This window comes from Pleionea sediminis, assembly GCF_007570825.1.
GTDB lineage: Bacteria > Pseudomonadota > Gammaproteobacteria > Enterobacterales > Kangiellaceae > Pleionea > Pleionea sediminis.
This window is the reverse complement of the sequence record NZ_SUNB01000001.1, coordinates 1,404,103-1,430,572: the sequence shown is the minus strand read 5'-3', so window position 1 is coordinate 1,430,572 and position 26,470 is coordinate 1,404,103. Positions and strand designations below refer to the sequence as shown.

Annotated in this window: 17 protein-coding genes; 9 read left to right on the top strand and 8 right to left on the bottom strand. The window is 39.7% G+C overall.

Features of this window, described 5'->3' with window-relative positions:
* Positions 1-298: 298 nt before the first annotated feature.
* The gene (locus tag FAX86_RS22165; protein ID WP_164503478.1) at positions 299-3,724 is read right to left on the bottom strand and encodes a hypothetical protein; all 3,426 of its coding nucleotides are present in this window, start codon (positions 3,722-3,724) and stop codon (positions 299-301) included.
* 270 nt (positions 3,725-3,994) lie between these two features.
* Between FAX86_RS22165 and FAX86_RS05770 the strand changes: the two genes are divergently transcribed.
* Complete coding sequence (locus tag FAX86_RS05770; protein WP_144392391.1) at positions 3,995-4,450, top strand: thioesterase family protein; 456 nt, start codon at positions 3,995-3,997, stop codon at positions 4,448-4,450.
* A gap of 4 nt (positions 4,451-4,454) precedes the next feature.
* Positions 4,455-5,378 carry an EamA family transporter RarD gene (gene rarD, locus FAX86_RS05765; protein WP_144392390.1) on the top strand — a complete coding sequence of 308 codons (924 nt, stop codon included), beginning with the start codon at positions 4,455-4,457 and terminating at the stop codon, positions 5,376-5,378.
* Positions 5,379-5,397: 19 nt separating this feature from the next.
* Here rarD and FAX86_RS05760 read toward each other — a convergent pair whose 3' ends face one another.
* Positions 5,398-7,731: a TonB-dependent receptor domain-containing protein gene (locus FAX86_RS05760; RefSeq protein WP_144392389.1), complete on the bottom strand. Its 2,334-nt coding sequence runs from the start codon at positions 7,729-7,731 to the stop codon at positions 5,398-5,400.
* Positions 7,732-8,339: 608 nt separating this feature from the next.
* On the opposite strand from FAX86_RS05760, the gene FAX86_RS05755 reads away from it, so the two are divergent.
* Positions 8,340-9,065 carry a 1-(5-phosphoribosyl)-5-[(5-phosphoribosylamino)methylideneamino]imidazole-4-carboxamide isomerase gene (locus tag FAX86_RS05755; protein WP_144392388.1) on the top strand — a complete coding sequence of 242 codons (726 nt, stop codon included), beginning with the start codon at positions 8,340-8,342 and terminating at the stop codon, positions 9,063-9,065.
* Between the two features lie 63 nt (positions 9,066-9,128).
* Here the strand turns inward: FAX86_RS05755 and FAX86_RS05750 are convergent, their stop codons facing one another.
* A complete protein-coding gene (locus FAX86_RS05750; RefSeq protein ID WP_164503477.1) occupies positions 9,129-9,776 on the bottom strand; it encodes a Crp/Fnr family transcriptional regulator in 648 nt (215 codons plus the stop codon).
* Between the two features lie 235 nt (positions 9,777-10,011).
* On the opposite strand from FAX86_RS05750, the gene FAX86_RS05745 reads away from it, so the two are divergent.
* Entirely contained in the window at positions 10,012-10,551 is a 540-nt protein-coding gene (locus tag FAX86_RS05745) for a tetratricopeptide repeat protein (protein WP_144392386.1), read from the top strand.
* Positions 10,552-10,555: 4 nt separating this feature from the next.
* Here FAX86_RS05745 and FAX86_RS05740 read toward each other — a convergent pair whose 3' ends face one another.
* Entirely contained in the window at positions 10,556-14,995 is a 4,440-nt protein-coding gene (locus FAX86_RS05740; protein WP_144392385.1) for a two-component regulator propeller domain-containing protein, read from the bottom strand.
* Positions 14,996-15,122: 127 nt separating this feature from the next.
* On the opposite strand from FAX86_RS05740, the gene FAX86_RS05735 reads away from it, so the two are divergent.
* A complete protein-coding gene (locus FAX86_RS05735; RefSeq protein WP_144392384.1) occupies positions 15,123-16,421 on the top strand; it encodes a threonine/serine exporter family protein in 1,299 nt (432 codons plus the stop codon).
* An 8-nt stretch (positions 16,422-16,429) separates the two neighbouring features.
* Positions 16,430-16,726, top strand: coding sequence for a hypothetical protein (locus FAX86_RS05730; protein WP_144392383.1), 297 nt, complete (start codon positions 16,430-16,432; stop codon positions 16,724-16,726).
* Between the two features lie 4 nt (positions 16,727-16,730).
* Here FAX86_RS05730 and FAX86_RS05725 read toward each other — a convergent pair whose 3' ends face one another.
* Together FAX86_RS05725 and FAX86_RS05720 are read right to left on the bottom strand one after the other, a co-directional pair.
* Positions 16,731-16,883, bottom strand: coding sequence for a DUF3149 domain-containing protein (locus FAX86_RS05725; protein ID WP_144392382.1), 153 nt, complete (start codon positions 16,881-16,883; stop codon positions 16,731-16,733).
* Between the two features lie 127 nt (positions 16,884-17,010).
* Positions 17,011-19,323: a TonB-dependent receptor plug domain-containing protein gene (locus FAX86_RS05720; protein WP_164503476.1), complete on the bottom strand. Its 2,313-nt coding sequence runs from the start codon at positions 19,321-19,323 to the stop codon at positions 17,011-17,013.
* A gap of 450 nt (positions 19,324-19,773) precedes the next feature.
* Between FAX86_RS05720 and FAX86_RS05715 the strand changes: the two genes are divergently transcribed.
* Positions 19,774-22,356, top strand: a complete 2,583-nt coding sequence (locus tag FAX86_RS05715; protein ID WP_164503475.1) for a TonB-dependent receptor plug domain-containing protein — start codon at positions 19,774-19,776, stop codon at positions 22,354-22,356.
* A 131-nt stretch (positions 22,357-22,487) separates the two neighbouring features.
* On the opposite strand, the gene FAX86_RS05710 is transcribed toward FAX86_RS05715, so the two are convergent.
* Both FAX86_RS05710 and FAX86_RS05705 read right to left on the bottom strand, forming a co-directional pair.
* Positions 22,488-22,679, bottom strand: a complete 192-nt coding sequence (locus FAX86_RS05710; RefSeq protein WP_144392379.1) for a helix-turn-helix transcriptional regulator — start codon at positions 22,677-22,679, stop codon at positions 22,488-22,490.
* Entirely contained in the window at positions 22,676-23,089 is a 414-nt protein-coding gene (locus FAX86_RS05705) for a hypothetical protein (protein ID WP_144392378.1), read from the bottom strand. The genes FAX86_RS05710 and FAX86_RS05705 overlap by 4 nt, the downstream gene beginning before the upstream one ends.
* 241 nt (positions 23,090-23,330) lie before the next feature.
* Between FAX86_RS05705 and FAX86_RS05700 the strand changes: the two genes are divergently transcribed.
* Both FAX86_RS05700 and FAX86_RS05695 read left to right on the top strand, forming a co-directional pair.
* Positions 23,331-25,028, top strand: coding sequence for a DUF4856 domain-containing protein (locus FAX86_RS05700; protein ID WP_144392377.1), 1,698 nt, complete (start codon positions 23,331-23,333; stop codon positions 25,026-25,028).
* A gap of 116 nt (positions 25,029-25,144) precedes the next feature.
* Positions 25,145-26,413 carry an imelysin family protein gene (locus FAX86_RS05695; RefSeq protein WP_164503474.1) on the top strand — a complete coding sequence of 423 codons (1,269 nt, stop codon included), beginning with the start codon at positions 25,145-25,147 and terminating at the stop codon, positions 26,411-26,413.
* The last annotated feature ends 57 nt before the right edge of the window (positions 26,414-26,470 follow it).

The following is a 26,470-nucleotide window of genomic DNA, read 5'->3' as shown; positions in this document are numbered from 1 at the left end:
TGATTTTTGTGCTGCTTTTTTAATAAGCACACTTCGATACTAGGTGTGTAAAAATTACAGGTCAATTGTGAATAATACCAAGGTTTCATTCAGTAATAACATTGACACAAAAGTGTGATTTATATAAAGAAAGTGCGTGTTTTGAGCTGTTTTGGACGTGATGTGTACAGTTTGGTTGATAGTTGGTTATATCTTGGTTGGTTTTTATTCTGATGATGTACGAAAAATTTTTTTTGAATTATACAAGATGTGAAATTGATCAAATTTATGTGGTCTGATCTGGTTGGTGTTTGAGCAATTAAAGTCCCAACAATTTGGTTTTTAGGTCGTCAAGTGACTTTTTATCGTCTTCCGATAACTCTGATCGTAACATACGACCACCCAATACAACTGCTAGTTCTTTTACGCCCATTTTGGCAATCTTGTCTTGAACTTGCATCTCAACATAAGACTCTTGCAATTGGAGTTGTCTTTGTCGCTCTGCTTCTTGCGCTTTTAGTTCGGCTACTTTTTCCTCCTTAATGTAGGCAGCTTCTTCTGCTTGCTTACGTGCTATTGCTTTTTTCTTCTCCTCTAATGCTCTGAGTCGAGCTTCTTTTTGTTTGATTAATTCCATTTGTTCTTTTTTAAGCAAGGCTTCTGCTTTTTCTTTTTCGAGGCGTTTTGCTTCAAGCTTCTGATCGTTTTCTCTGTTTGCTAATTTTTCTCGCTCTACTCGCTTTAATTCATCGAGAACTTTGCTTAATTCTTTGTACATTCTAAATACCTCTTTTCGAACATAATCCAATCGATATTTGTGGCAGAACTCTTCGGAGTTCGCGATGAATCGTAACTGGTTTTGTAACTTTTGTAGCGTTGAACGTTCTGGCTTTTTACCCGCTTTAAGCGAGGTGATTAGCTGAACAATCTTTTGGTGAGCTTCATCAAACCATTTAAGTTTATTAATATCTTCCGATCGGAGAGTGAACTCAGAAAGTGTTGACCAGATTTTATCCAAGGTAAAGTTTTCATTTTGTGATTCTCGTGAAAGTTTGAGAATAGCTTCTTGCAATCCGGCTTGTTCGTTGAATGTTTTAAGCCACCAAACAACCGCTCCCTTGGGTTCCTCTTTATAGCAATCAGTGAAATAGCGAACACCTGCGCTGGTTTTTAAAGAAATATCTTTGAGTTTGTTGCCAGCCTTTTTAAGTTTGTCGCCAAAGGAAGGTCCCTCTTTGACTACCGGTGGAGAAGCTTTTTTGGGTGGTTTCGCTTTAACCGGCTTGGGTCTTACACGCTTTTTTGTTTCAAGTTTACCTTTTGGTTTTTCAGGTTTTTCTTTTGACTCAGGAATAACTCGAGGTTTTACTTTTTTGGCTTCTGCGGCTTCTGCGGCTTCTGCGGCTTCTGCGGCTTCTGCGGCTTCTGCGGCTTCTGCGGCTTCTGCGGCTTCTGCGGCTTCTGCGGCTTCTGCGGCTTCTGCGGCTTCTGCGGCTTCTGCGGCTTCTGCGGCTTCTACCGTTTCCGACGGAATTGGGCTTGGATGAGCATCGCTGTCAAATAACGATTCATCTGTTGGTGCAGTCCCGACATGTTGTTCAGGTTGTTTTTTTTCTTTTTGCTCAAAGGCCATTGCTCCTTCTGAATCAGAAGTAAGCTTGGTTATTTCTTGTTGATTATCCAGCTTTTCGAGTGTGGACAAGGCTTTCTTTGCTGACTCAGTAGTGGCGTCTTTGGATGCATCCTTTCCTTTATTCTTCGGTACCAGAGGTAAGTCAGAGGGCTCTTTAGGCTTATCAGATGTTAGTGATCTTATTTCGGTTTGCTTTTCCAGACCTGCTTCTCGAAGCTGCTGGATAATCGATTGAATCGAAGGTCTTTTGCTATTGTCTACCTTTCTGGGATCGAAGGGTTTTGCTAGTTTCGATAAAATTATTCTATTGACTTGCTCTTCGCTCAGCTCATCGTCTTCAGATTTATTCTTGTGCTCAAAAGCTGCCGTGGTCGACTGATTGCTATTTTCTTTCTCCGTTTTTACGGATTCGTTAGAGTCATCAAGGTATTTTGCAAAAGGCGATTCTTTCGCGGGTTTATCCTTTACCGACTGATTGGGGGAAGCTGTCTCTATTCCAGAAACCTTTTCATTTTTTTCGGCGTGAACAGGGCGCGACTCATCCTCTGGTTTCAACTCATTAGGTTGTTCTGGTTCAGGATTTTCTTCTTCTGGTTGAAGAGAAACCGATTTTGTATCAATGAGCGCAGATGTCGCGTCTGCGTCTTCCGAAAGTTCTACAGATTCAGTCGGATCTTCAGTCTCTTCTGGTCGGTCCAAAGATTCGGCTGAAGGTTCAGCATCAATCGGTTCAACCGACTCGTTTGATTCGTTGGTTACTTTGTCTGGAGCTTGTTCAAAATCTTCATCGGGTCTAATGGTCTCAGTCTTTCTTTGAGCGTCAAGGTCCGTTTCACTTGCTTCATCCGATTCTGTCTTCTGCTCGGGTTCGAGTGATACGGGTTCCATCTCCGCGAGACTGGGTTCGTCAGTCAATGATGTTGCGGCTTCATCGGGCTCTTCAGTCTGTTCTGGTTGGTCCAAAGATTCGGTTGAAGGTTCAGGATAAATCGGTTCAACCGACTCGTTTGATTCGTTGGTTACTTTGTCTGGAGCTTGTCCAAAATCTTCATCGTGCCTAATGGTCTCAGTCTTTCTTTGAGCGTCAAGGTCCGTTTCACTTGCTTCATCCGGTTCTTTCGTCTGCTCGGGTTCGAGCGATACGGGTTCCATCTCCGCGAGACTGGGTTCGTCAGTCAATGATGTTGCGGCTTCATCGTGCTCTTCAGTCTGTTCTGGTTGGTCCAAAGATTCGGCTGAAGGTTCAGGATAAATCGGTTCAACCGACTCGTTTGATTCGTTGGTTACTTCGTCTGGAGCTTGTTCCAAATCTTGGTCAGGGCTATTGGCCTCAGACGTTGTTTGATCGTCAAGGTCCGTTTCACTCGCTTCATCCGTTTCTGTCGTCTGCTCGGATTCGAGCGATACGGGTTCCATCTCTTCTATACTGGCGGCATCTTCATCATGAGACGTTTCTGACTCTAAAGTTGATGTCTGGTCTGTTAGAGCTGATGCCTCGGTTGCTTCATCGAGGGGTTCCTCTGATTCAGCTGTATATTCGGCTGAAGATGTATTTTCGGGAACGATATCAGCGGGAGCAATGTGGCCGTCAGATTCTGGATCTTTGTCTTCAGTTAAGATTTCTCCAAGCGGTGATTGATCCGGTGCTGAACCATACTGTTTTGGCTCAACTTCTTCTGCGGAATTTTCTTTTGACTTCGGCTCAGTTAAGGCTGACTCCGAATTAGCAGGGTCAGACTTATCTTCAATAAAATTGTTACTTTCATCCTCGGCTTCTTCTTGCTGCTCTGCTGAACCAGTGGGAGCTTCTGACTTCTCGTCCTCGTCGACTTCATTCTTCGACGCGTCTGGGACCTCGCCATCTGGGAGCAAGTTGGATAACGCTGAAGCTAGCTGATTAACTGCTTCTACAGGATCGCTAGGAGATGTTGAGCCTTTAGACTCGGGTGTTTCATTTTGTGTTCCTTCATTCAGTTCTTCTGTTACCGGGTTTTGGGCATCTAGATTAGTTCTAAATTGACGATTACCTTTTCTATCCTTGAAATGCTTCTTACCTACGGCCGTTCGCCGTAGATTTTTCCTGTTATTTTTTCCCGGTTTATTTTTTCTCATGATACGACTTTTTTGACTTAGTACTTTGTTTCTAGAGAAAAAATCCCGTTTTGTCAAGCAGTTAGCTATTTGTTCCCAAATTTTTAGAATTCATACGATTAAAGCGATAGATCTAATTTCATTCACTAGAAATAGGTACTAACGTGTTATTGTTTTCCAGTGATATAAACTCAAATCTGAGTTTTTATTTCTGCCGATCATTGCAAATGAACAAATGCAACTATCGAGAGAGTAATTTCAGTTATATCCCTCAATTGCATGGATGAAAAAATGACTAAACCAGAGTTAATTAAGCAGATAGCAACAACATTTAGCGAAAAAATACCCTTTAACAAGTTAATCGGTTTGCGAATAAAACAATGTGAGAGAGAAATATGCAGTGTAGAATTCGATAACAAACCAGAGCTTGTCGGGAATTTTGTCCAAGGTATATTGCACGGCGGTGTAATTGCCAGCTCTATCGATGTCGCGGGTGGCATTATGGCGGCAATTGGATTAATGCAGAAAAACCCAGAAACACATCAACAAGAATTGCTGGATAAAATTGCGAAGTTAGGGACCATTGATTTACGTATCGATTATGTAAGACCGGGCCGGGGTTCTGTTTTTGAAGCAACGGCAAAAATTCTCCGAGCTGGAAATAAAGTAGCTGTTGTCAGAATGGAACTTCATAATGAAGAAGGGATTTTGATAGCGCTCGGAACGGGCACCTATTTGATTGGCTGATTGAATGAATAGTTTAGAACAAGAAAAACAGCGTGGATATTTTGCAGCGATCGCTGCGTTTTTATGGTGGGGGTTGATACCCGTTTACTTCAAAGCATTGACTCATGTTAATGCTTTAGAAATTCTAATGCATCGTATTGCCTGGTGTGTTCCAACGGTTTTAATTTTTATGGCATTACTCAGAGCACCAGTCGGTGTGATTGCCATTTGGAAAAACAAAAAACTTCGATGGATGTTGCTATTAAGCACGGTTCTTGTTTCAAATAACTGGTTTATCTTTACATGGGCAGTAGTCAATGACCGAGTGTTAGATACCAGTTTGGGATACTTTATCAATCCATTACTATCGATTTTATTGGGAGTAATTATTCTAAAAGAGAGAATGAGTCGACTTCAATCGATAGCTGTGTTCATTGCAGGTTTAGGAGTTCTTAATCAAATAGTATTAGTTGGTCAAATTCCCTGGTTAAGTCTGGCGTTAGCCCTTACATTTGCACTTTATGGGCTAGTAAGAAAACATACCCCTGTTGATTCAATGAATGGATTACTGACAGAAACCTTGTTTGCTTTTCCAATCGCATTCGGTGCAATTCTTTATTTTTTGTATCAAGGATCGGCAAGCTTTTTAAATCACTCTTCTGAAACCGATTTGACATTAGCTGCCGGCGGTATAATAACTGCTGTTCCTTTAATTCTTTTTGCCATTGGAGCTCGTCGATTGCCGCTTTACGCGATAGGTTTTTTGCAATTTATAGCACCGACAATGACATTTATGTTAGCGGTTGTTGTTTATCAAGAGCCTTTTGATTGGCAAAAAGGGATTACTTTTGGATTAATTTGGTTGGCTTTGAGTTTGTACTTGGCGGATAGCTTTGTAAAGCGTTACCGAAAGCAGATGGAAAAAATAAAGCTAACCGGCAGTAATTAACTGCCGGTCATTCTTTAGATTAAAACTGATAGCGAATACCCGCTAAAAAGTTTCTTCCAGCTCTTGGCGCAAGATCTTTCAAGAAAGAAGAATGATCGCGCGCTTCTTCGTCGAGTAAATTCTTTGCTCTAAAGAAAAACAAGGCTTCATGGTTCTGACTAAATAACCGATAAGATACGTCTAAATCAAGCATGTCAAATCCTTCGGTTGGTAGCTCACCTTGAGCAATATGCTCTTGATCTTCGAAACGCGTCCAGTTTAAATCCGCATTAAAATTATCTTGAGTGAACTGTAGGCTGAAGCCATATTTTAAGGGAGGAATTCTTGGAATATATTCTCCATTATCAAGCTCTGCTTCCAAATAATCTGCCATTAATCCTAAGTCTAAACCAAAACCATTAGACTCCATAATATTAGCATTTATTTGAATTTCTAAACCGCGGAAAGAAGCACTGTCTTGAGTTTGCCTTATGATAGGTAAATCTTCTTCGATAGCAACAACTTGACCATTTCTGTCGGTGATAAAACCATTATTAGCTAGAAACTCACCATAAATGAAATCATGGAACTGGTTCCAATAGACGTTTATTTCTGAGCTCATAGACTCTGAACTAAAGCGCCATGAAATATCGAGATTGTAGGATACTTCTTTATCCAGGTTTGCATTTCCTAATTCGAAAGTTTGTGTAGCTGCGTGTTCGCCAAATGAAAACAATTCCTCAGCGGTTGGCGCTCTTTCTGCTTGAGATAAGTTAATTGCAAACTTTCTGTTTTTACTAAAGTTATAAACTGAACCAATGGATAAACTCGTAGTTGCAAAATCTTTCTCTGATTCGCCATCAATTTTTACTGATTGGCTTTCTAGTCGGGCACCTAGCTCGAGCTTCCAATCTCCGAATCGCTTCTCTTCAACGAGGAATATTGCACCGGATTGTGTTTGCGAAGGCGGTACAAAAGCTTCGTCACCGATGGCCGAAAAGTCACGGTCGGAATATTGCAAGCCCCAAATTCCCTCCCAATTGTTCAAAGGCGAATGCTTCATGTAGCTTCTTAATTCCATTGCTTCATTGTCAAACATTGTGCCTATTTCTTCACCCTCAAGCTCTACGTGCTGATAATCGGTGTAAGACCAGCCGATAAACCACTCATCGATATTACTGAAAGGTTGGTTAATTTGACCTTGAATATCCCAGCGAGTTTGTTCTAAATCGATGAATACTCCTTCTTCGTGCTCTTCACCTTCATGCTCTTCTTCATGAGCCTCGCCTCCTTCGGCGTGTTCTTCTCCATGAGCGTGGCCAGGAACACCATAGAGCTTATCGATTTGATTAACAGATAAACCAAAGTACCCCCATGTACCATTCCAAGTTAAACCGATACTTGCACCATCACTTTCGGAACGACTGTTTTCTAAAACGCCGCGGCTCTCTTCTTCATGCTCTTCGCCTTCATGTTCTTCATGTTCTTCATGACCTTCTGCTTCATGCAGTGCTTCTGACTCGGCTTCTCCTGGTATTTCGATGTCGTTGAACTTTGAACTGAATGCGTCAAAATGCCAGGCAAAGCTCTCTGTTCCGCCAGTTATTGTTGCAACAATAGATTCTTCGCCTGTGGCGCTGTCGCCAAATCGTGCTTCGATGCCACCATTTGTTTCTAATGCACCCTCTGGATTGATGCGATTGTCAGTGACGTTAACTACACCACCAATTGCTCCACTTCCGTAAAGCAGAGTGGCTGGCCCTTTTAGAACTTCAATTTGATTAGCGAGCAGTGGTTCAAGCGAAACGTCGTGATCGGCGCTAGTGGTTGATGCATCTTGAACCGACATTTGATTTGTTGTCATTAAGACTCTGCCGCCAGATAAACCACGAATGATTGGACGTGAAACTGATGGTCCGAAAGATGAAACGCTCATGCCTGGTTCTAATTGCAACATATCGCCAATACTTGCGGCGCGCTTTTTAATTAGCTCATCACCCGACATTACGATGGCGGGTGCTGCCATATCGAGTTTTGTGTGTTCGAGCGGATTTGCAGTTATGACAACTTTACGTTCATGTTGCACATCAACGTGAATAACCTTTACTTCTGAATTTTCATCGACAGAAATTGATTGGTGAAAGTGGCCTTGTTGACCTGCTTTAATATCCAATGTGTATTGTCCAGGAGGCAGATCGAAAATGAATTTACCATTTGCATCTGTAGTTTGTGATAAGTCGCTGCCACGAACTTTAACTAAAGTATCAGTTAGTGGTTGATTCTGATGATTGACTAATTGACCCGAAAATTTTGCAGCGAATGCGTTTGAGCACAAAGCTGCAAGAGCTATAAGCTTTATAGTTTTATTGTACATACAAGTTACCTACGTTAAACACGAAAACAAAAATTGCCTGTTTAAAAAACAGAATATTTAAGAATAAAAAATCAAACGGATCTGCTTAATTTACAGATTATTGAATATCATTAACAAAACTAAACCGCTTAAAAGAAAGCAGACCGTAAAGAAATTTATATGAAGTTAAAAGGTAAGACTTGGTGGTGCGCGACAGTGATAAGCAATGTTCGCTGAAGAGCAATACTTATCTGAGTTATCGCTAAAGGGAGTTTCTTTTTGCTTTGAAATAGCTAAAAGATAAGGGGTATTTGTGATTGTAACATCATCATCGTTGTTCGATAGATTGAAACACCACTCACAAACTGTGTCATTGGTATGATCAGCACTGTATACATGATCAATCAATGACAGCTGAGATAGACCCCAGACTGTAATGAATAATCCTATAAACAGAGAGTTACGGAACACTTTAAAAGTACCTTATTACACGTTTCGCGGAGAGTAGTTTGCCATTAAACTTTTCTTTACGCAATTAATGTTGTTTTAGAGAATTGTTTCTACTTTTTACAGCAGACTTTTGCTCGTAATATGTCTATAGTGATTAAGAGGGTACAATTTGGGAAAATATGATGTTAGCGATTCCAGTTTTAGATATTAAATCTGGCCGCTGTGTTCATACCCAATCAAAAGCATCCAAGCAAAAATTAATTATGGACGATCCCGCTGATTTGTGTGCTGAGTTGGTTGAACATGGGGCTAAGCAAATTCAACTTGTGGATGTGGATGCGATCCGAAACAGACAACCCGAGCATCTTTCACTCGTTACCAAACTAAAACAACAATTTCCTGATTTAATTTTCCAAGTGAGTGGCGGCGTCTGTTCTTCAGAAGACATTCAAATTTGGTTAGATTCGGGAGCTGATTTAGTAACTGTGGGTGGTCGATTATTGCGTCAACCAGAGCAATTGGAATTGATACTTGTGGAAATGGGGAAAAATATTGTTATCGGTATGGATGTTCGAGCTCAGGTTTGGCGAAATGGTTATTGCCCGACTCCAGATTTATCTTTTGATGATTGGATTCAAGCGCTTGAAGATGAAGAAGTGTCTGCACTAATGTTTACGGAAATTCCTGAGAAAGGGCATGTTAATGGCCATAGTTTAATGGCTGCGGGTGAGCTAGCTTCAAAAATCAAATTACCGGTGATTGCTCATGGCGGCGTTCTTTCACGTCATGATTTATTAGGACTGGCTGGTCCAGGTTTTAAAGCGTTGCACGGTGTTACTGTTGGTAAGCCAATGTTCGAAGGACAGTTCAGTTTTCACGAGGCAATTTCAGCACTGACTCATTAACTTAATATTAACCACTCAAAAAAATAGTGTTTTTTTGAGTGGTTGTATAGTCAAGAATGAAAGCTACCAAGAGTGCGGTAAAGCCTTGTTGATCACTATATAACCATCGTCCATGGAGATATATTGACCTGTCCGTAGATCTTTCAAGATTCGGGCGACCATTTCTCGAGATGCCCCGACTCGATTAGCGATATTTTGCTGAGTTAATTTCTCTTTGATAATCCATTGTCCATCGCGTTCTTCCGCCATATTTAAAAATGTCACCACGATTCTGCGATAAACATCCATTAAACCCAGTTTTCTGATGGTCTCTGTAGCCTCACGAAGACGAGTTACCAAGTTATGCATCATCTTCATAGAAAACTGCGGATAAGATGCCATTGCTTTCTGAAAGTCTTGCTCATTAAGTATACCGAGACGCGTATCTTCGAGCGTCATGACTGACGCGGTGCGAGGTATTCCCTCGATTAATCCTAGTTCACCAAAGAATTGACCCTTTTCGTGAATATTTACCACGATCTCTTTCCCAGTTTCGTCGTCTAGGTATACTTTCACCCTGCCTTCCAAGATAAAATACATACTATGTGAGGGATCGCCCTCAACTACAATCTGGGTTTTCTTAGGAAATAAGCGGTAATGAAGCAACTGGCTTATTTCTTGAGTGATGTTTTGGTCTAAGTCGCTAAATATTGGAAATTCGTTTAGTTCCATAGATTTTATACTCTGTTTTTGACTTGATTGAATCATCAGCTTGCAGACCTTTGTTTACACATTAGTCTTAATAGGAGACTATCAAGCAATGTGTCTTGCAAGTGTGAATAGTACCAATTGATATAGAATAGTAATTATTAGTATAGATTGATAGCAATAAAATAGATTAACTTGAAAAAAAGGCGCGAGTTTTGCTCCTTAAAAGTGTCGAATAGGTAGCGTTGAAGCCGGTTGTATGGCGGTTAGAATTGTAATTTTAACAATTATATTGATGATAAACTTCGTTTATGCTGGCAGTACTAACTACCGGCAGGGCGGGACGTCGATATATTTTACTCAGCTTGGTCGCTTAAAGCATCAGGCTGAGCTTGGCGATCCTAACGCACAATTCCTATTGGGTAACTTATACTTATCTCCTCCGAGTGATACATCCATCCATCAAAATTTGCCAAAAGCTGTCGAATATTATTTTCAAGCGGCAATTCGTAACCACGCCGGTGCTCAATATAATTTGGGTGTGCTTTATTACCGAGGTAGTGGCGTTGGAGAAAGTAAAATGATGGCGGCTGTATGGTTTAAGCTCGCAGCCGAAAACTCAAGTCCTGTCGCCAGGAATGTTAAGAAAAATGCCAAATCTTCGCTTGAAGAGCTGACTAATACTCTGAATGATGAAGATAAACGGAGCGCTGAAGAATGGATTGTTAAAGTGAAACGTTGGATTGATTCTGAAAATAAACGCCTAGCAAAACTTCCTGAACCCAATCAAACCAGTTAAATAATTACGACTCACTCTGATTTATTAGTTTGTAGATTCTATGATTGTGATTGAATCCTTTAAACTTTACTTCATCAAACTCTTCAAAGTTATAAACTGATTCTCCTTGAGCAAATACTGGGTAACTTACTAATACGTCACCAGGCTCGCATAGAGCTTGAATGCGTGCAGCTAAATTTACACCGCTTCCGATAGCTCTGAAAACTATCATTTCTTCAGAGCCAAAGTTGCCCAAAGTGACGTAAGATTGATGAACTCCAATACGTAAATTAAGTTGTTGTTCCAATCCTGTTGCTCGCCATTTTTCAGAAAGAGATTCGATCGCTTTATTCATATCAATAGCTAGTTCTATAGCTTTGATCGCTTGAGACGGCTTATCGAGTTGCTCTAATGCTCCAAATAATATTACAAGTCCATCACCGAGTACTTCATTGAGCAACCCTTGGTGTTTTGCGACAATTTTGCTCATCTCTGTTAGAAATTCATTTAGCACATCAGTAACTGTTTCGGGTTCAAATCTATCTGAAAATTGAGTAAAGCCGACGAGGTCTGCAAATAGAACAGTGATGCAACGTCGTTCGGGTTGAATATCCTTCATTTCATCGCCGTCTAATATTCTTTCGACAAGAGGTCTGGGAAAGTAACGACTTAACTGATCACAAGTTTGTTCCATCGCTTTTAATTGAGCGCGCTCTTGCTGAGAGTGGTAAACCTGACGCAACATGAGCAAGTTAGATACGCGGGCCATTAATATTTTTCTATCAATTGGCTTGCTGATATAGTCGTTTGCACCTACTGATAATCCGGTATTGATGTCTTCGGGTTGATTTTTTGCCGATAGTAAAAGAATAGGCATTTCCAGCAAAGAGTATCGCTCCCTTAGCTTTTCTGTTGCCTCAAACCCGGACATGTGAGGCATCATTACATCGAGTATTACGAGATCAAAAGACTCCCTTTTTATGGCTTCTAAGGCTTGTAATCCATCCGCAGCTTCTGTAACGGAGTAATTGTGCATCGACAAAAAGTCGTTGAGCACTTGACGATTTAATGTATCGTCATCGACAACAAGTATTTTTGCATGCCCAGCGGCGGGAAGCGTTTGTTTATTACTTGTTTCCTTTACTAGAGTAATGGGAGGAAGCTCTTTGTGCTCCTCTGCAATAACGGTAGTAGTTGCAGTAGCCGGTTGCTCATTAATCGGTAATGTAAAATAGAATGAGGAGCCAACATCGGTTTGCGACTCTAACCAGATATTTCCGCCATGTAATTCAACCAACTGTCTTGTCACAGCAAGACCCAATCCGGTACCACTTTTCAAACTTTTACCTGACGTTTCGAGTTGCTCAAATGGTTTAAAAATAACGGACTTCTTATTTTCTGGAATTCCAACTCCGCTATCTTTTATACACATTTCTACAACGTCGTCGACTACTCTAGCCGTAATCTCTACAAAACCAGAGTCTGTATATTTAATCGCATTACCAATTAGGTTATATAGTATTTGTCGTAATCTATTTTCATCCGCATAGACAGGTGGTAAAAACTGAGGCAGAGAATTGGTTAGTTGTAATTGCTTCTCATCCGCTAAGGGTTTTAACAAATTAATGACAACTTTTGAAGCAACACGTAGGTCAACTAATCCTCTATTCAGCAGTAATCCATGATGGCGTAATTTTTTAAAGTCTAAAATCTCGTTGACCTGATGAGCAAGTTGTTTTCCGCTATCGATTATTAAATTCAGATGACCTAAAGTTTTATCATTTAGTTGGCCTGCAATTCCCTCTCTCAAAGATTCTGCGATGCCGATAATACCATTTAGAGGTGTGCGAAGCTCATGTGACGTATTTGCTAGAAAATCATCTTTTAGTTTGTCCACTCGTCGTAAGTGTTCATTAATGCGTTGCTGTTCGTGGAGCTTTTGGGAATGTCGGTACATGTACCAACCAATTAGTGATAAAAGTAGGAATACATAGAGAGAATAAGCCCACCATGTCGCCCAAAGAGGAGGATTGATAGTTATCTTGAGAGTTTTTATGTTTTCAAACCAAATCTGATCGCTATTTGTAGACTTAAACTCAAATGTATAAATGCCAGGTGATAAATTTCCATATTGAACGCTATTTTTCCCTTGTACTTCTTTCCACTCTGTTTCATAAGGATCTAAACGATAAGCATATTTAATTCTCTCAGGAATTTGAAAGTCTAATGCGCTAAATTTTAGTTGTATATTATTTTGATCGTATTCTAAAACAACCTCGGATAGAGGCGACCAACGATTGTTCTCAAAATAATTGTTTCCGTTAATGCTGAGTTGAGTAAATACTTGCGGAGGTCGGTATTGGCTCGACGTTATTCCATTTGGATTAATAACTGCAACACCGGACACACTACCAAAATACAGTAAACCGTCATTCGACTTTAAAACGGAGTTACCATTAAATTCTGCTGCAGGTAAACCGTCCACAATACTAAAGTTTTTAAACTCTTTGGTACTTGGTTGAAATCGACTTAATCCACGATTCGTTCCGACCCAAAGATATCCTGAGTCATCCGTAGTGATACTGTAAATAGAATTATTGGGTAAACCATCGTTTTCTGTGAAAGAGTAAAATCGGAAATTTCCTTTAATTCGGTCTTCGCTATTTAATAAATTGAGACCATTATGCGTACCTATCCATAAGTTACCTTGATTGTCTTGATGAATAGAGCGCACGGTATTATCACTAAGACTAAACTGGTTATTCGTTTGGCTCTGAAAAGTACGTGTTTGCCTAAATTCAGGATCGTATCTTTGTAGACCACTATCCCATGTTCCAAACCACATTATGCCCTGATCGTCTTGAAAAATTGTATAGACGACGGATGTCCCCAGCTCACCCATTGAGGCTTCACGAAAATCCTCGATGATTTCACCACTTTCAGAGGAAAGTACAGCGAGTCCTTCATCCGTTGAAACCCATATATTATTCATACGATCGCGCATCATAAGTCGAATGCGATTATTACTAAATCGGCCAGGAATAAAACTATCAGTACTTCCCCGGTCAAAGGTTTCAGCTCTGCCACTTTCGGATGGATTAAAACGTACAACTTGTCCTTGCTGTGTGCCAAACCAAATATAACCATCCTGGGTTGTGGTTAGCGCTGTTATTCGATTACTAATTTCTCTTCCATCTTGATCATAGAGAGTTTGAAAATGCTCGAAGTTTTGAGTTTCGGGAGTATAACGATTAATGCCACTTAAAGTTGCAAACCAGATATCATCGTTCTTATCCTGTTTAATATTCCACACGAAGTTATGAGACAAGCTATTTGTATCAAAGGGAGAATGTTGAAGCCTGGAAAAATTCTGAAAGTGAGGCGTTGTTTTGTTAATGCCTCCTCCAGCTGTCCCTATCCAAATTTGTCCACTCTTATCTTCAGTCACCGTTAGTATATCGTTGATAGAAATACTGTGGATATCGGCAGCATTTTTTTGAAAATGATAAAACTGTTTTCTTGCGCGAGGTTTTAAGTTAAGTCCACCTTGTTCGGTTCCAATCCATAAATTTCCTTTGGAGTCGCGAAGAATAGTTTGAATGTAATTTGAACTAATCGTCGTTTTATCGTTCGGATTATGAATGTACTGCTTAAACCGATTATTTCTTTGATTTAAGTGGAATAGTCCTTGTAATTGGGTGCCAATCCATAACGTATTATCTTCATCTAAAAATAACTCTGTAATTCGGCTTGGTGAGTCTGGCTCAGAAAATCGTTTAAATGTCATTTGTTGGGTATCGAACCAACTAAGCATTTCTGTTGTAGCGACAAACAAATTATTTTGCCCATCACTACTAATTGCAGTTACGCTACCTCGAGGAATTGTTTGATCATCAAGGGGGTTGTAGTAGATGTATACAAAATTTTCTTCTTTTTCTTGGTAAAGATTTAACCCATTGGACGTACCAATCCACAATCGATTTTGCTTATCAATGTGTAAGGCGTTAATGTGATTATGACTTATACTGTCAAAATCACTTGCTGACGCGGTGTAGCGAGTAAACTTACCCGTTTCAGGATCAAATTTATTGAGCCCTTTTTGTGCCGTACCAACCCAAATTTTTCCATCGGGCGCTTCAAGTATTGCTGTTATTACATTACTCGATATTGAATTTTCGTCACGTGGATCATAATTGTAAGAAATAAACTCGTAGCCATCGTAACGATGTAATCCATAATGTGTCCCTATCCAAAGAAAACCGTGCCGATCTTGGATAATGCTAGTGACGGTATTTTGAGGTAAACCTTCTGCGCTGGTGATGTGGTTGAAACTAAGTTTTTCTAAATAGCTGTTTGAATGAGCAGTTTGAATTCCTGTAAGCACGAGCAGGCAAAAGAAAAGCAAATATGAGGCTTTTCTCAGTCTGAAAACTGTACTGGAAAATAAAGAAAATTTTAACTTCATTCAAAGAGTTACATTTTATATTCTATTATTAGTTTAACTCATTCTTGCTATAAAGAAACGCAGTATATTCGTATTTCTTTTGGCATCCAATTTCAAGTGCTTTAGACATACTAGTTGGAGTGAAACCATGGCGCAAATGCCTCAAGCAAATGTTGATGAGCGATCATTGGACGATGTTCCAAATGCGCCAGAAAGACATCAACCAGTGGGTTTTATCCTTAGATTAGCTAAGGCATTGCACACTTATGGTGTACCTGCGTACGAGTTAGAAACAACCCTTTCAGCTTGTGCTGAGCGATTAGGGTTTGGTCTGCAATGTTTATCATTGCCCACCAGCATAACAATGACATTGATGGATAAAGATGATGTACCTCAAACATTTGTAATTCGCGTAGCTCCAGGAGAAGTTAATCTGGAAAAACTACGGCTTGTCAGTGACATAGCTCATGAAGTAATGAAAGGAAAGGTGGCGACCGCAGATGGTGCTGATCAGCTAAAAGTCATTAATGAAGCCTCTCCAACCTATCCTATATGGCTGGTAATTTTGGCTTTTACTTTTGTGTCTGGGTCAGTGGCACGTCTTTTTGGAGGGGGCATATCTGAAATTCTTGGTGGACTTGCGGCTGGTTTTGGACTTGGATTACTAACAATTTTAAGTGCCAGAGTCACACTATTAGCGCATCTATTGCCAGCAACGGCTGCATTATTATCGACCTTAGTTGGTTATACAACGGCCCATTTTTTACCGGGGTCAGAAGCTTTTATTATGGTTGTTTCTGGCCTAATCGTCCTATTACCAGGTTTGTCTTTGACGATTGCTATGGCTGAGTTAGCCACTCAAAATTTAATGTCTGGTACTGCGCGTATTTTTGGTGCAGGAAGTGTATTTATTCTAATGGCCTTTGGAGTTGTAATTGGTAATCATTTGGCGGAGTTATTACCTTTAACTGGGCCCACGCATTCTGTTGTTCTTGAGTCCTTGCCTGCGTGGACGGATTGGTTAGCAGCTTTAGTTGGCTCAATGGCGTTAGTTGTGCTCTTTCAGGCACGAGTCAGAGATGCCGGATTCGTTATTTTAGGAGGTATGGTTTCTTTTGCATCTGTTAAATACGCTTCTTTGTATTTCGATAACGCGATGACTGCATTTTGTGGTGCGATTGCTGTTGGCGTTTGTGCTAATTTAGTTTCAAGGTTTACCGGTGTTCCGGGTGCGACTATGGTAGTTCCTGGGTTTATTATACTTGTTCCTGGTTCTGTCGGGTTTCGAAGTTTAACTGCGCTAGTAGAACATGACGTTGTAAGAGGTTTGGATACAGCGTTTGATATGACGTTGGTCGGAATTTCGCTAGTTTCAGGATTGTTAATTTCGTCTTTGGTGACATTGCCAAAAGCAAGTTCACTACAAGATCTTGATACCCGATTATAGGAGTATTAATGAAAATTTATGGTGCAATCGTGCTTGCTATTGCAATTGTATTTTCTTACATGGCTTATACGACGAATCGAGCCGAAACATTGACATACGAGTTTTGCAGCCAGTTTTCTCCTGGTAATCAGCTAACTCTCTTTTACCAGTTAGCTGAAGAACAGGGATATGAAAAACTTGAAACTGATTCAGAAAATATTGAGGAATTTAAGCTTACAAATTCTACATTTAGCCTTCAAACATACGCTTGCCAAATTAGCTTTGAGCAAGGAAAAATTACCGAGTTAGCAGTAGTAAAACTGTAAATCATTAATGAGCTTTTTTCTCTTCGTCTTTTTTGGGTGCTAGTGCATTTTTTACAAACATACGAGTATAAAATCCGCCCATTATTAGAACGACTATAATTACTGCTAAGCTCAACTGACCTTCATATGTGCCTAATAATTCTTTCCAGATTTCCATCGCTCAAACCTCTTCTTTAGATGATGAGCTTTATATTAATTAATTTTGGTGAGGGGTTACTGATCTTGATCAAGAAATGAGCCGACAAAAAAAAGGGCCCTTAGGCCCTTAGTGAAATTTTAATATTTTAGAATTGATAACTTACATTAAGCCACCAAGTTCTCGGCTCGATGGTAGGAGCTCCATCTGCGCCTGCTAAATTTCCCGTTCCATTGATAGGATAGAGTTCATCAGCATCGAGAATATTTTTCAATATTAGGCTCGTAGTCAGCTTTGGCATACTTGAAGGTTTTAACGAAGCTCCAAAGTTTATTAAGTGAGCACCGTCTGGAGACGCTCCTGTTGGTGCATCGTATTCCCAAAACCATAGGTCGTTGATGCTCATAGAGACTTGTCCAAAACTTGTCGAGTTATTGTAGTTAACGTGCAGTCGAGTAACGTTTTCAGGATACGCCGCTGTTTTCTCACCAGGCAGTACATAAACACCTATAGTGCCAGGATCGGCTGACGCAACTTGAACATTGGCATGACTGGCTCCAAGGATCCAATTACCAATTTGATAATCGAACTCGATTTCTATGCCTTGTTGTTTTAACTTGCCATCTTGATTTTGATAGTACCAGTTACCATTCCAGGTACCGACTGCATCGGTTCCGATTGTGTCGCCGAAAGCAAGGCCATCGTACCCGTGAGCTTGAGCAGTCAATATATCTTCAACAGTATTAAAGAAAAGTACGCCAGTAAATCTTAGGCTTTCCGTCTGTTTTGAATACGCAATTTCTATTGACTCAATGGTTTCTGGTTTCACACTGCTTAATTGTCCAGTATCGTTAGAGCCATCGCCATCAAAATCAAAGTCAGCAATAGTATCGGCTATTGCGTTTACGTCATCGAAGTTTTCCTCGGCAAGAAAACCATCTTGCACGAAACCACCTGCGTATTGAACTCCAACGGCACCACGGAACCCGGTTTGATAAGTAAAGCGTAATAGTTGATCGTTTCCAAGGTCAAAAAAGCCACCTACTCGAGGACTAACTTGAGACCCCCAATCTGGATGCGAGTCCCAACGGAAAGCACCGAATACATCGAGCTTGTCATTAACGGTCCAAAAGTCCTCAAAAAAGATACTTTTTATAGAAAAGTTATTAGGTTTAACCCAGGCATTATTATCGTTAGCACTGCCAGTCGCAATGAAGCCTCCTGCACCATCACTAGCAAGACCGAGTCGTTGTATTTCTTCGTTTATGATGAAGTTATTGCCACGGCTGTCTTTTTGTCCTGACTTATACGTGTTGTACTCAACACCGAACGCTGCTTTATTATTTTCACTGATTTCCCAATTGAATAGTGCTTTGAAGCCGTTTCGTGTTTCTCTTGTTCCACCCATAGTCAAACCTGGTTCGACAGCGCTATCGGCTAGACCAGGAACAGAACTAATTATTGATGAAAAACCGCTTCCTGTAAGTTCGTATGAAAGACGGGATACCACTTCTTCGTTATTACCATGGGCAAACAAGCCATAATCATCTTTCATGTACTTTGCGGCCAAGGTCAGCTTTACTGAATCGGAAATATCAGTTTTATAAGTTAAGCTCGCACCTTCTAAGTCCTGTGCAACGGATTCCCGATCTCTAAAGAAGTTATACAAGTCACGCTGTTGTTCAAACCGAAAAATGTTAGCCTCAAATCCAGAATGCGAAATGTTAGCTAAAAAGTTCGTGTAGGCAGCACGTTTAAGATGATGGTTACGTTCAAATACAGTTAAACCTTGATCACTTCGAGCGGCTGCCCAGCCTATATTTTCTAGAGGTTCGCTATCATACTCACCGAAACTCGCATAGATGTATGCGCTGGTATCTTCATTTTCAAATCGGGCACTGACTGTCCGTTTGGTCAGGCCATCTGCACCAGAATCATAAGACAGCATGCCTTGCTCGGAAGCTCCCTTCTTAGTAACAATATTTACTACGCCCAAGAGCGCACCTTGACCCAGCGTTACTGAACCAGGTCCTCTTATAACTTCGATACGATCGATAAAGGCGAGATCAAGTCCGTTGAGTACAGCGTCTGGCGGACCCCAGAACCACTCGGTATTCAGATTGGTGCCATTAAGAAGAAGCATTACTTTTGAGTTGTTGTCAGGAACGAGACCGCGAAAGCCGGCTATGGTGTCGTCCTGATCCTCTACCAAAAAATATCCCGGAACAAACATTGTGAGCAATTCGCTAACCGTTCGTGCGCCACTCAGTCTGATTTTGTCAGCAGTGATTGTACTTACAGATACTGGCTGCTTCCGCGCATCTGTTATTACATTTGACGCTACTGAAACATCGATGTTCAGCAAATCTTCAAGTGAAATGCTGGACAACTCATCAGAAGCAAATGACTGAAATGATAATGCCCCGGCTGCTAGAGTCAGGCACGTCGCCTTTCTGTTCATGATCCTACCTCTTCTTAGTTGTGACTTGTACTTATGCACCAGAATGGTATTTATAGTTATAGACCATAAATTCAGCTTTAGCATAATTGGTTATTAACCGGCTAGAGACTGCTACTAAAGGTTAAATCTCTATATGATATTTTTAAAAATGATGAGAATAATTTGTTTACTTTAATTTGTATTGACCTATCGAGAGTTAAGAATCATGAATAACTCGTAATTTGTAACTACAATAATATGAGAGCTCACTTAAATAAGTGAGCCCAACCTAGGGCTGTTTTATCTCTTAATGAAATTTTATTTTGGGGTCTTTATCAATTTTTTTTTATAAACTGAAACCATAACAGCTATAAATCTAATTATTCGACTTCAACAGACTTTGTGGAAATCTACTGCTCTTCTAAAAATTAAACTCATTTAATGAAAAGTAAAATCTTAGTTGCCTTCTTAATGTGCTTAAAAATCTCGCTAATTAAAGCCGAGGATTTAAACGTAGATTTACAGAAAGTGAGTTCTGATGATTTATTTGAAATGAGTTTGGACGACTTATTGAAACTCAAGTTTGTTGGTTCGAGAAAAATTTCAGCTGGTTTTACTTCAGATAGTGTTGCTCCTTATGACTTAATTGGTGAGAAAGAACTCGATACTCAATTTAGTATTGACGTTACTGAAAGACTTCGAAAGCTTATACCCTCGTTTAATTTAACTACGCATTCAAACTCGGATGAAGCAGGCTTGATTCGTCCTTTTAATATTAGAGGGCTTGCACCTGATCAAACGTTAGTATTGGTTAATGGTAAAAGACGTCATCGCGGTGGTGCTATTTCGTATATTGGCAATGGAGTTTCAGATGGCTCTCAAGGACCTGATATTTCCTCAATTCCCGTTAGCGCGATCAGTAGTATCCAATTCCTTCGTGATGGTGCTGCCGCACAGTATGGCTCGGATGCGATTGCTGGTGTCATTAACTTTAACTTAAAAAATGGAAAAGGAGATGATTCAATTCAGCTCTTAACCGGCAGAACATCGAAAGGTGACGGTGAACTATATCAACTATCAGCGAGTTTTGGAGGGCATACCCAAGAAGGCTTTAATTATCATTTCGCATTCGAATCCTCTGATGAAAAACGAACGGAAAGACAAGAGCAAAGAGCTGATGCAGCGTTAATTCAAATCGTTAATCCGAATATTCCAGATCCAGCTCAAACTTGGGGGCGACCTGATATAAAAGACAACTACAAGGCACTATTAAATTTTGATTATGAAATTGGTTCTAAAAGCAACTTTTATGGTTACTTAAATTTAAGTAATAAATATATTGATACTGTTTTTTATTATCGAACTCCGAATGGAGCCGATCGAACAGGTCGTTACTCAAATGATGATGGTATGACAGTATTAGTTGGAGATTTAAATCCTGAAAATAACATAGATTGTCCCGTTATAAATATTATTCAAAATAATCCGTTAACGAGTCCTGGGTTTGAATTAATTTCTAATGGAGGTGCGCTAGATAATGAGTGTTACGCACTTGCAGAAAAGCTACCAAATGGTTACACACCAATTTTTTCGGGCGATGTTGAAGATAAGGGAGCATTAGTTGGGTTTGAATCTGAAACTAGTAATGGTTTACGATATGACCTGAGTGCTTACATGGGCGCTTCTTCTGTTAGATACTATTTTTTAAATAGTTTGAATCCATCTAACCCAGACTCTAATCCCAACAGAAGAATTACTCCAGGTAAAAATAAGCAAAGAGATATTAATATAAACATAGATACATCTTATGGTATTGATGTTGGACTAGCATCTGAGCTTGTGTTATCTGGAGGTTTAGAGTGGCGTCGAGAAGAGTTTTTTATTTTGCAAGGAGAAAAAGATAGTTATCAACCGGGAATATTAGCCGATCAAGGATTTTTAAGTGCCGTTGATGGATATTCCGGATTTACACCTCAAGCTGCTGGTCGATTTAAAAGAGAAAACCGAGCTATTTATTTGGAGGCTGAAACTGACTGGACCGAAAACTTTGTTATGCAAGCCGCAATACGTAGTGAAGAGTTCGACGGATTTGGTAGTTCAAATAATTATAAGATTGGTGGTTTATACAAATTAAGCAACAACATACGATTACGAGCTACTGTTAGTTCAGGCTTCCGAGCGCCAACACCCGCTCAATTAAATAGTCGAAGAACATCAACCTTGGTAACACCTCAAGGTATTCTTGAGTCTGGAGTATTACCTCCTAGTTCTCTTTTGGCTCAAGCTTTATCGGACGCTATTCCTAACTCACCGACAGCAAAGTCGTTAAAACCAGAAGAATCTAAGAATGTATCTTTGGGAATTCTTTTTGATAGTGATTTTGGGAAAATAACAGCAGATCTCTATCGAATAGATTTGTCAGATAGAATCACTTTAAGCCCAACAATTATTGTTGATCGCTCAATTCCTGAAGTCGAAAGTATTATTCAAGAATTGATTGAACAAGGTGTAGCCAGTGCGAACAGCATTAATAGTTTTCAGTTTTTTGTTAATGATTTTGAAACATTAACCAAAGGAATTGACATTGGATATAATTATTCTTTTGAATCCATATTTGGGGTGAGCCACATATCATTTGACTATAACTATACACATACAAGGTTAAAGCCAGGAAGTGAAGCTATTAATGAGTTACGAGAGATAGCACTAGAAAATGTATTGCCAAAGTGGCGGTATGTTTTAAGTTTTGACCATAAAATTAATAAGTGGACAACGAACTTAAGAATGTCTCATTTTGGAAAATTTATAGTAGCAAATGATATTTCTACAAGTTTTGATGGAGAGTATAGTGATCGTGTTCTTACGGATTTGTCAGTAAAGTATCAATATAATGACAATCATTCATTATCATTTGGAGTAGAAAATATATTCGATATCACCCCTGAACGACATCCTTCGCCACCAACAAATGATGGTGAAATTTACCCATTTCAGTCTCCCTATCCAATAGATGGTCGATATTATTATTTAAAGTATCAGCAAAATTTTGATTAAATTTAGCAAAGATTTTATAAAGCAGTAAAATATGAATCTAAGTTAATGAGTTATTGTGCTCGATTTTTTTGATAAGGAACTTGATATGTCTCAAAAAAGTTTGAATATTGCACTTGCCCAGGTTAGTCTGCTTATTCTTCTAAGAATATATCTTCAATTGTGAGCCCGAAAAGTCGTGCTGCTTTAAAAGCTAGCGGTAAACTGGGATCAAACTTTCCTTTCTCAATCGCATTAATCGTTTGTCTCGAAACATCCAGTTTTTCAGCCAGGTCAGCTTGCGTCCAGTCTCGCTCAGCTCGCAAAACTTTAAGCCGATTCTTCATCGATATCTCCTCGTTCCAAGAATAACCGCGATTAAGTAAGACAAACCCATAAAGATCACTAGAAAACTAATTTTTGCATCAAAAGGAATTACGTTAGTGATATCTAGAGTGGTGTATGCAATACCTACAATTAAAGTTAACCCTAAAGTTATGCCCATTGCTTCCAATTGAATTTTCTGGTGTAACTCATCTAATCCTTTTACATGCATAATATTTGCTCTAATCATTCCCAAGCCAATAACCAAGTTAGTTACAATAGTGATTAAAGAAACGATAACGCTATTATCCCAAAAATACTTTGGCCCGAAGGTCGCTAGAGCTAGAGACAACACCCAAGCCAAATTCCAGTAAAATAATCGTCGAGTACTGTTTTTGGTTCGCTCATTGAGAGAAGTTTTGGAAACAGTCATATGTCTACTCCTTTTGTCATTAAGTAAAGCTTACTTTACTTAAGCTACTCCGGGAACGCCTCAATGTCAAATGTAATTTACATAAAGTAATCAACACTAGACCTTTTTTTCTATGAATTGATCGTGATCAATAAATATTCATTATTTTCTATCCACAACACTGAATGAGATTGATTTTCATTAGCATTTTATTTAACATTCAGCCATCGAAATAAAACAAACAGAGAAAATCATGAGAAATATGCCTAAAAAACTTCTGATTTCGTCAGCAATAACAACAACTTTACTTGCTGTAACCGCATGTGGCGGCTCTTCTAGCAGTTCAAATAAAGCACCTACCGATATTCAGATATCAGCAAACCAAATCGATGAAAATACGGCTGGTGCTATTGTCGGTACTTTAACAGCCGTTGATCCTAACTCTAACGATACATTTACCTTCACTACTACCCACGATAGTTTTGAGATCATTAATTCAACATTAAAGCTCAAAACCGGAATTGCTCTGAATTATGAAAAAACTTCAGCATTAGAAGTTCCTCTGACCGTATTCGATCAAGATGGACTTAATTTTTCAAAATTAGTCACCATCGAAGTTAACGATTTACTCGATACTTACAAGTTTACGAACTCAGAAGGAGAGTCAACCGTATCCTACTCTGGACAGATTACGAGAATGGTTTTAATTGAAGAATTAAACCAGTTTATCGGAAGTGAACTACAATCGCAGTTAGAGACAGGAGCTCTCACTTCTCGCCAAGAGGTTATGAATAAACTGAACTCTTTCTATGAAATTTCAAGTGAAGACTACGATCTGGTTGCCGACACTTTTATGGTTGACTTTATTGAAGCTGCTGAACAAACCAATTTACGCCAGCTGTCGTCCTCTAAAAAAGATTTATTCGGCAAAATTGCTGGCAATGACCCTGTTGGACAACATAAAGATTGGAATAACGGCGATTTTGAAGGCTGGGGCATCGCAGGCTCAACAACGCCTCACGAATTAGTACAAACTTTTTTCGGTATGTTGGCTGACAATGCACAAACTTATCTGGATGGAAATACACGAACTGATTTTAATGGCAATGAAATCACTCAAATTTATTTGACTGAAGACGGCCGCGATCTTAAACAACTAATTCAAAAGTTTCTTCTCGGTGCAGTCGCTTTTTCTCAAGGTACCGATGACTACTTAGATGATGGTACTGACGGTAAGGGCTTAGAAACTACCAATATTTTGGGCGACGATATATACACGACTCTCGAACATCAATGGGATGAGGGATATGGCTACTTTGGTGCTGCTCGCGATTATCTTGAGTACACAGATGACGAAATCGCCGGCAAAGGAGGTCGAGAAGAATACAGCTCTGGCCGACACGATAGTGATGGTAATGGTGAGTTCGATTTAAACTCAGAAGTAAACTTTGGAAACTCAGTGAATGCAGCCAAACGAGATCGAGGGACTTCTGAACTAACTGTTCCTACTGATTTCAGTACGAATGCATTTAACGCACTACTTAATGGCCGAAAAATCATTAACGACAACGTCGGCGCGGAGTTAACGAATGAGCAAATGACAGAGCTGCAAGCGCAACGAGACATTGTTGTCGAGTATTGGGAAAAGTCAATTTCTGCAACGGTCATTCATTATATTAACGATACATTAGCAGACCTCAACAGTTTGGAAACAGCAGAATTTGACTATTCAAATCTTGCGAAACACTGGTCAGAAATGAAAGGTTTTGCATTGAATCTACAGTTCAATCCGCATTCTCCTTTAACAGACGCTCAGTTCACCGAATTGCACTCTTTGTTGCAAGACGCACCTGTCGTATCAGAGGCAGATATTGAACAGTACAAAACTGACCTTATGACTGCACGCGGTATTCTTGAATCAGCTTACGGCTTTGATAGTGAGAATGTTGCTAACTGGTAAATTTGAAAGAAATAACCAATAAAGATGAGTTAAACCATAAAGGTCAGGCTTAAATTTTGCTTGACCTTTTCTGTTTAACAATAATGAAAAACTCTAGATATAAAAGCATGAATAACATGAAAATACGTAAGCTCATCCAATCTATTGCAATTGCTTTGTCCACTTCTTTATTAATTACAGCTTGCAGTGACAATATAAGCAGTACTCAAGGTGACGATTTTAATTCTGGAAATGATAACGACGGTGGACCATCTAGTTTCAACGAAAGTGCTTTATTGTCGCATTTAACAAATAACATCATTACGCCAACGTTTCTCGATTTTGAAGTTACAGCCAATCAGCTCAATGAATCGGTAAACCAATACTGCACTATTGAAAAGCAATTTAATGCGGGTAATGCAACTCAGCAAGAACGCGATAATCAATTATTAGAAACTCGCGATATCTGGCGCCAGTCGATGGTAAAGTGGCAACGTATCGAAGTCATGCAACTAGGTCCTTTGGTTGAAAATCAGAATTTACTGCGTAATAAAATTTATTCTTGGCCAGTTACCAGTACCTGCGCGGTTGATCAAGATATTGTTTTTTTCAATCAAGGAAATATCAACGGCGAAGACTACAATATTGCAAACCGAGTCGCCACGCGGCGTGGACTCGACGCATTAGAGTACCTACTTTTCAATACTAACTTAAATCACTCCTGCTCTGAAACTACCGCACCACAAGGCTGGGAAGGTTTATCGGACAATACCAAAAGGGAGCAGCGTTGCGAGTTTGCTACAGAAGTAGCAAACGATATTGCCAATAACACACAAATATTATTGGATGCCTGGAGCGGAGAGAATGGATATGCAAACTCACTATTAAATGCAGCCGATCAACCTGGCAGCGATTTTAATAATGTTCATGAAGCGGTCAATCGTGTTTCTGATGCCATGTTTTATATTGATAGTTTTACAAAAGACGCAAAACTTGCAAAACCTTTAGGTGTTTTTGAAAACAGTTGTCAACAGAATATCTGCCCAGAAAACCTTGAGTCACAACATGCTCAGCACTCATTAGAAAATATTCACAGCAACTTGCTCGCTTTAAAAGCCCTTTTTACGGGTGAAGTGACAACTCATGAAACAACCACAGGGTTCGACGATTACTTAATCGAAGAAGGAGCCTCTTTAACGGCTAATAATTTACGAACCGCAATAGATGCAGCCATTGCTGATGTAGAAGCCTATCAGGCAACATTGAAAGAGTCACTTGAAAATAACGATGTTCAAGTGAGAGACACGCATCAAAAAGTTAAAACAATTACCGATCAATTAAAAACAGATTTCATCAATCAGCTCGCACTGGAACTACCTGCTACATCAGCGGGTGATAATGACTAATTAAATAGGTTTATGTATTTAAAGAGCCTTCTGCCTAAAAGGCAGGAGAATTACTCA

Bases quoted from the DNA above. Each gene is read 5' to 3' on its own strand.
- FAX86_RS22165 (WP_164503478.1), bottom strand. From the start codon at position 3,724: ATGAGAAAAAATAAACCGGGAAAAAATAACAGGAAAAATCTACGGCGA.
- FAX86_RS05770 (WP_144392391.1), top strand. From the start codon at position 3,995: ATGACTAAACCAGAGTTAATTAAGCAGATAGCAACAACATTTAGCGAA.
- rarD (WP_144392390.1), top strand. From the start codon at position 4,455: ATGAATAGTTTAGAACAAGAAAAACAGCGTGGATATTTTGCAGCGATC.
- FAX86_RS05760 (WP_144392389.1), bottom strand. From the start codon at position 7,731: ATGTACAATAAAACTATAAAGCTTATAGCTCTTGCAGCTTTGTGCTCA.
- FAX86_RS05755 (WP_144392388.1), top strand. From the start codon at position 8,340: ATGATGTTAGCGATTCCAGTTTTAGATATTAAATCTGGCCGCTGTGTT.
- FAX86_RS05750 (WP_164503477.1), bottom strand. From the start codon at position 9,776: ATGGAACTAAACGAATTTCCAATATTTAGCGACTTAGACCAAAACATC.
- FAX86_RS05745 (WP_144392386.1), top strand. From the start codon at position 10,012: ATGGCGGTTAGAATTGTAATTTTAACAATTATATTGATGATAAACTTC.
- FAX86_RS05740 (WP_144392385.1), bottom strand. From the start codon at position 14,995: ATGAAGTTAAAATTTTCTTTATTTTCCAGTACAGTTTTCAGACTGAGA.
- FAX86_RS05735 (WP_144392384.1), top strand. From the start codon at position 15,123: ATGGCGCAAATGCCTCAAGCAAATGTTGATGAGCGATCATTGGACGAT.
- FAX86_RS05730 (WP_144392383.1), top strand. From the start codon at position 16,430: ATGAAAATTTATGGTGCAATCGTGCTTGCTATTGCAATTGTATTTTCT.
- FAX86_RS05725 (WP_144392382.1), bottom strand. From the start codon at position 16,883: ATGGAAATCTGGAAAGAATTATTAGGCACATATGAAGGTCAGTTGAGC.
- FAX86_RS05720 (WP_164503476.1), bottom strand. From the start codon at position 19,323: ATGAACAGAAAGGCGACGTGCCTGACTCTAGCAGCCGGGGCATTATCA.
- FAX86_RS05715 (WP_164503475.1), top strand. From the start codon at position 19,774: ATGTGCTTAAAAATCTCGCTAATTAAAGCCGAGGATTTAAACGTAGAT.
- FAX86_RS05710 (WP_144392379.1), bottom strand. From the start codon at position 22,679: ATGAAGAATCGGCTTAAAGTTTTGCGAGCTGAGCGAGACTGGACGCAA.
- FAX86_RS05705 (WP_144392378.1), bottom strand. From the start codon at position 23,089: ATGACTGTTTCCAAAACTTCTCTCAATGAGCGAACCAAAAACAGTACT.
- FAX86_RS05700 (WP_144392377.1), top strand. From the start codon at position 23,331: ATGCCTAAAAAACTTCTGATTTCGTCAGCAATAACAACAACTTTACTT.
- FAX86_RS05695 (WP_164503474.1), top strand. From the start codon at position 25,145: ATGAAAATACGTAAGCTCATCCAATCTATTGCAATTGCTTTGTCCACT.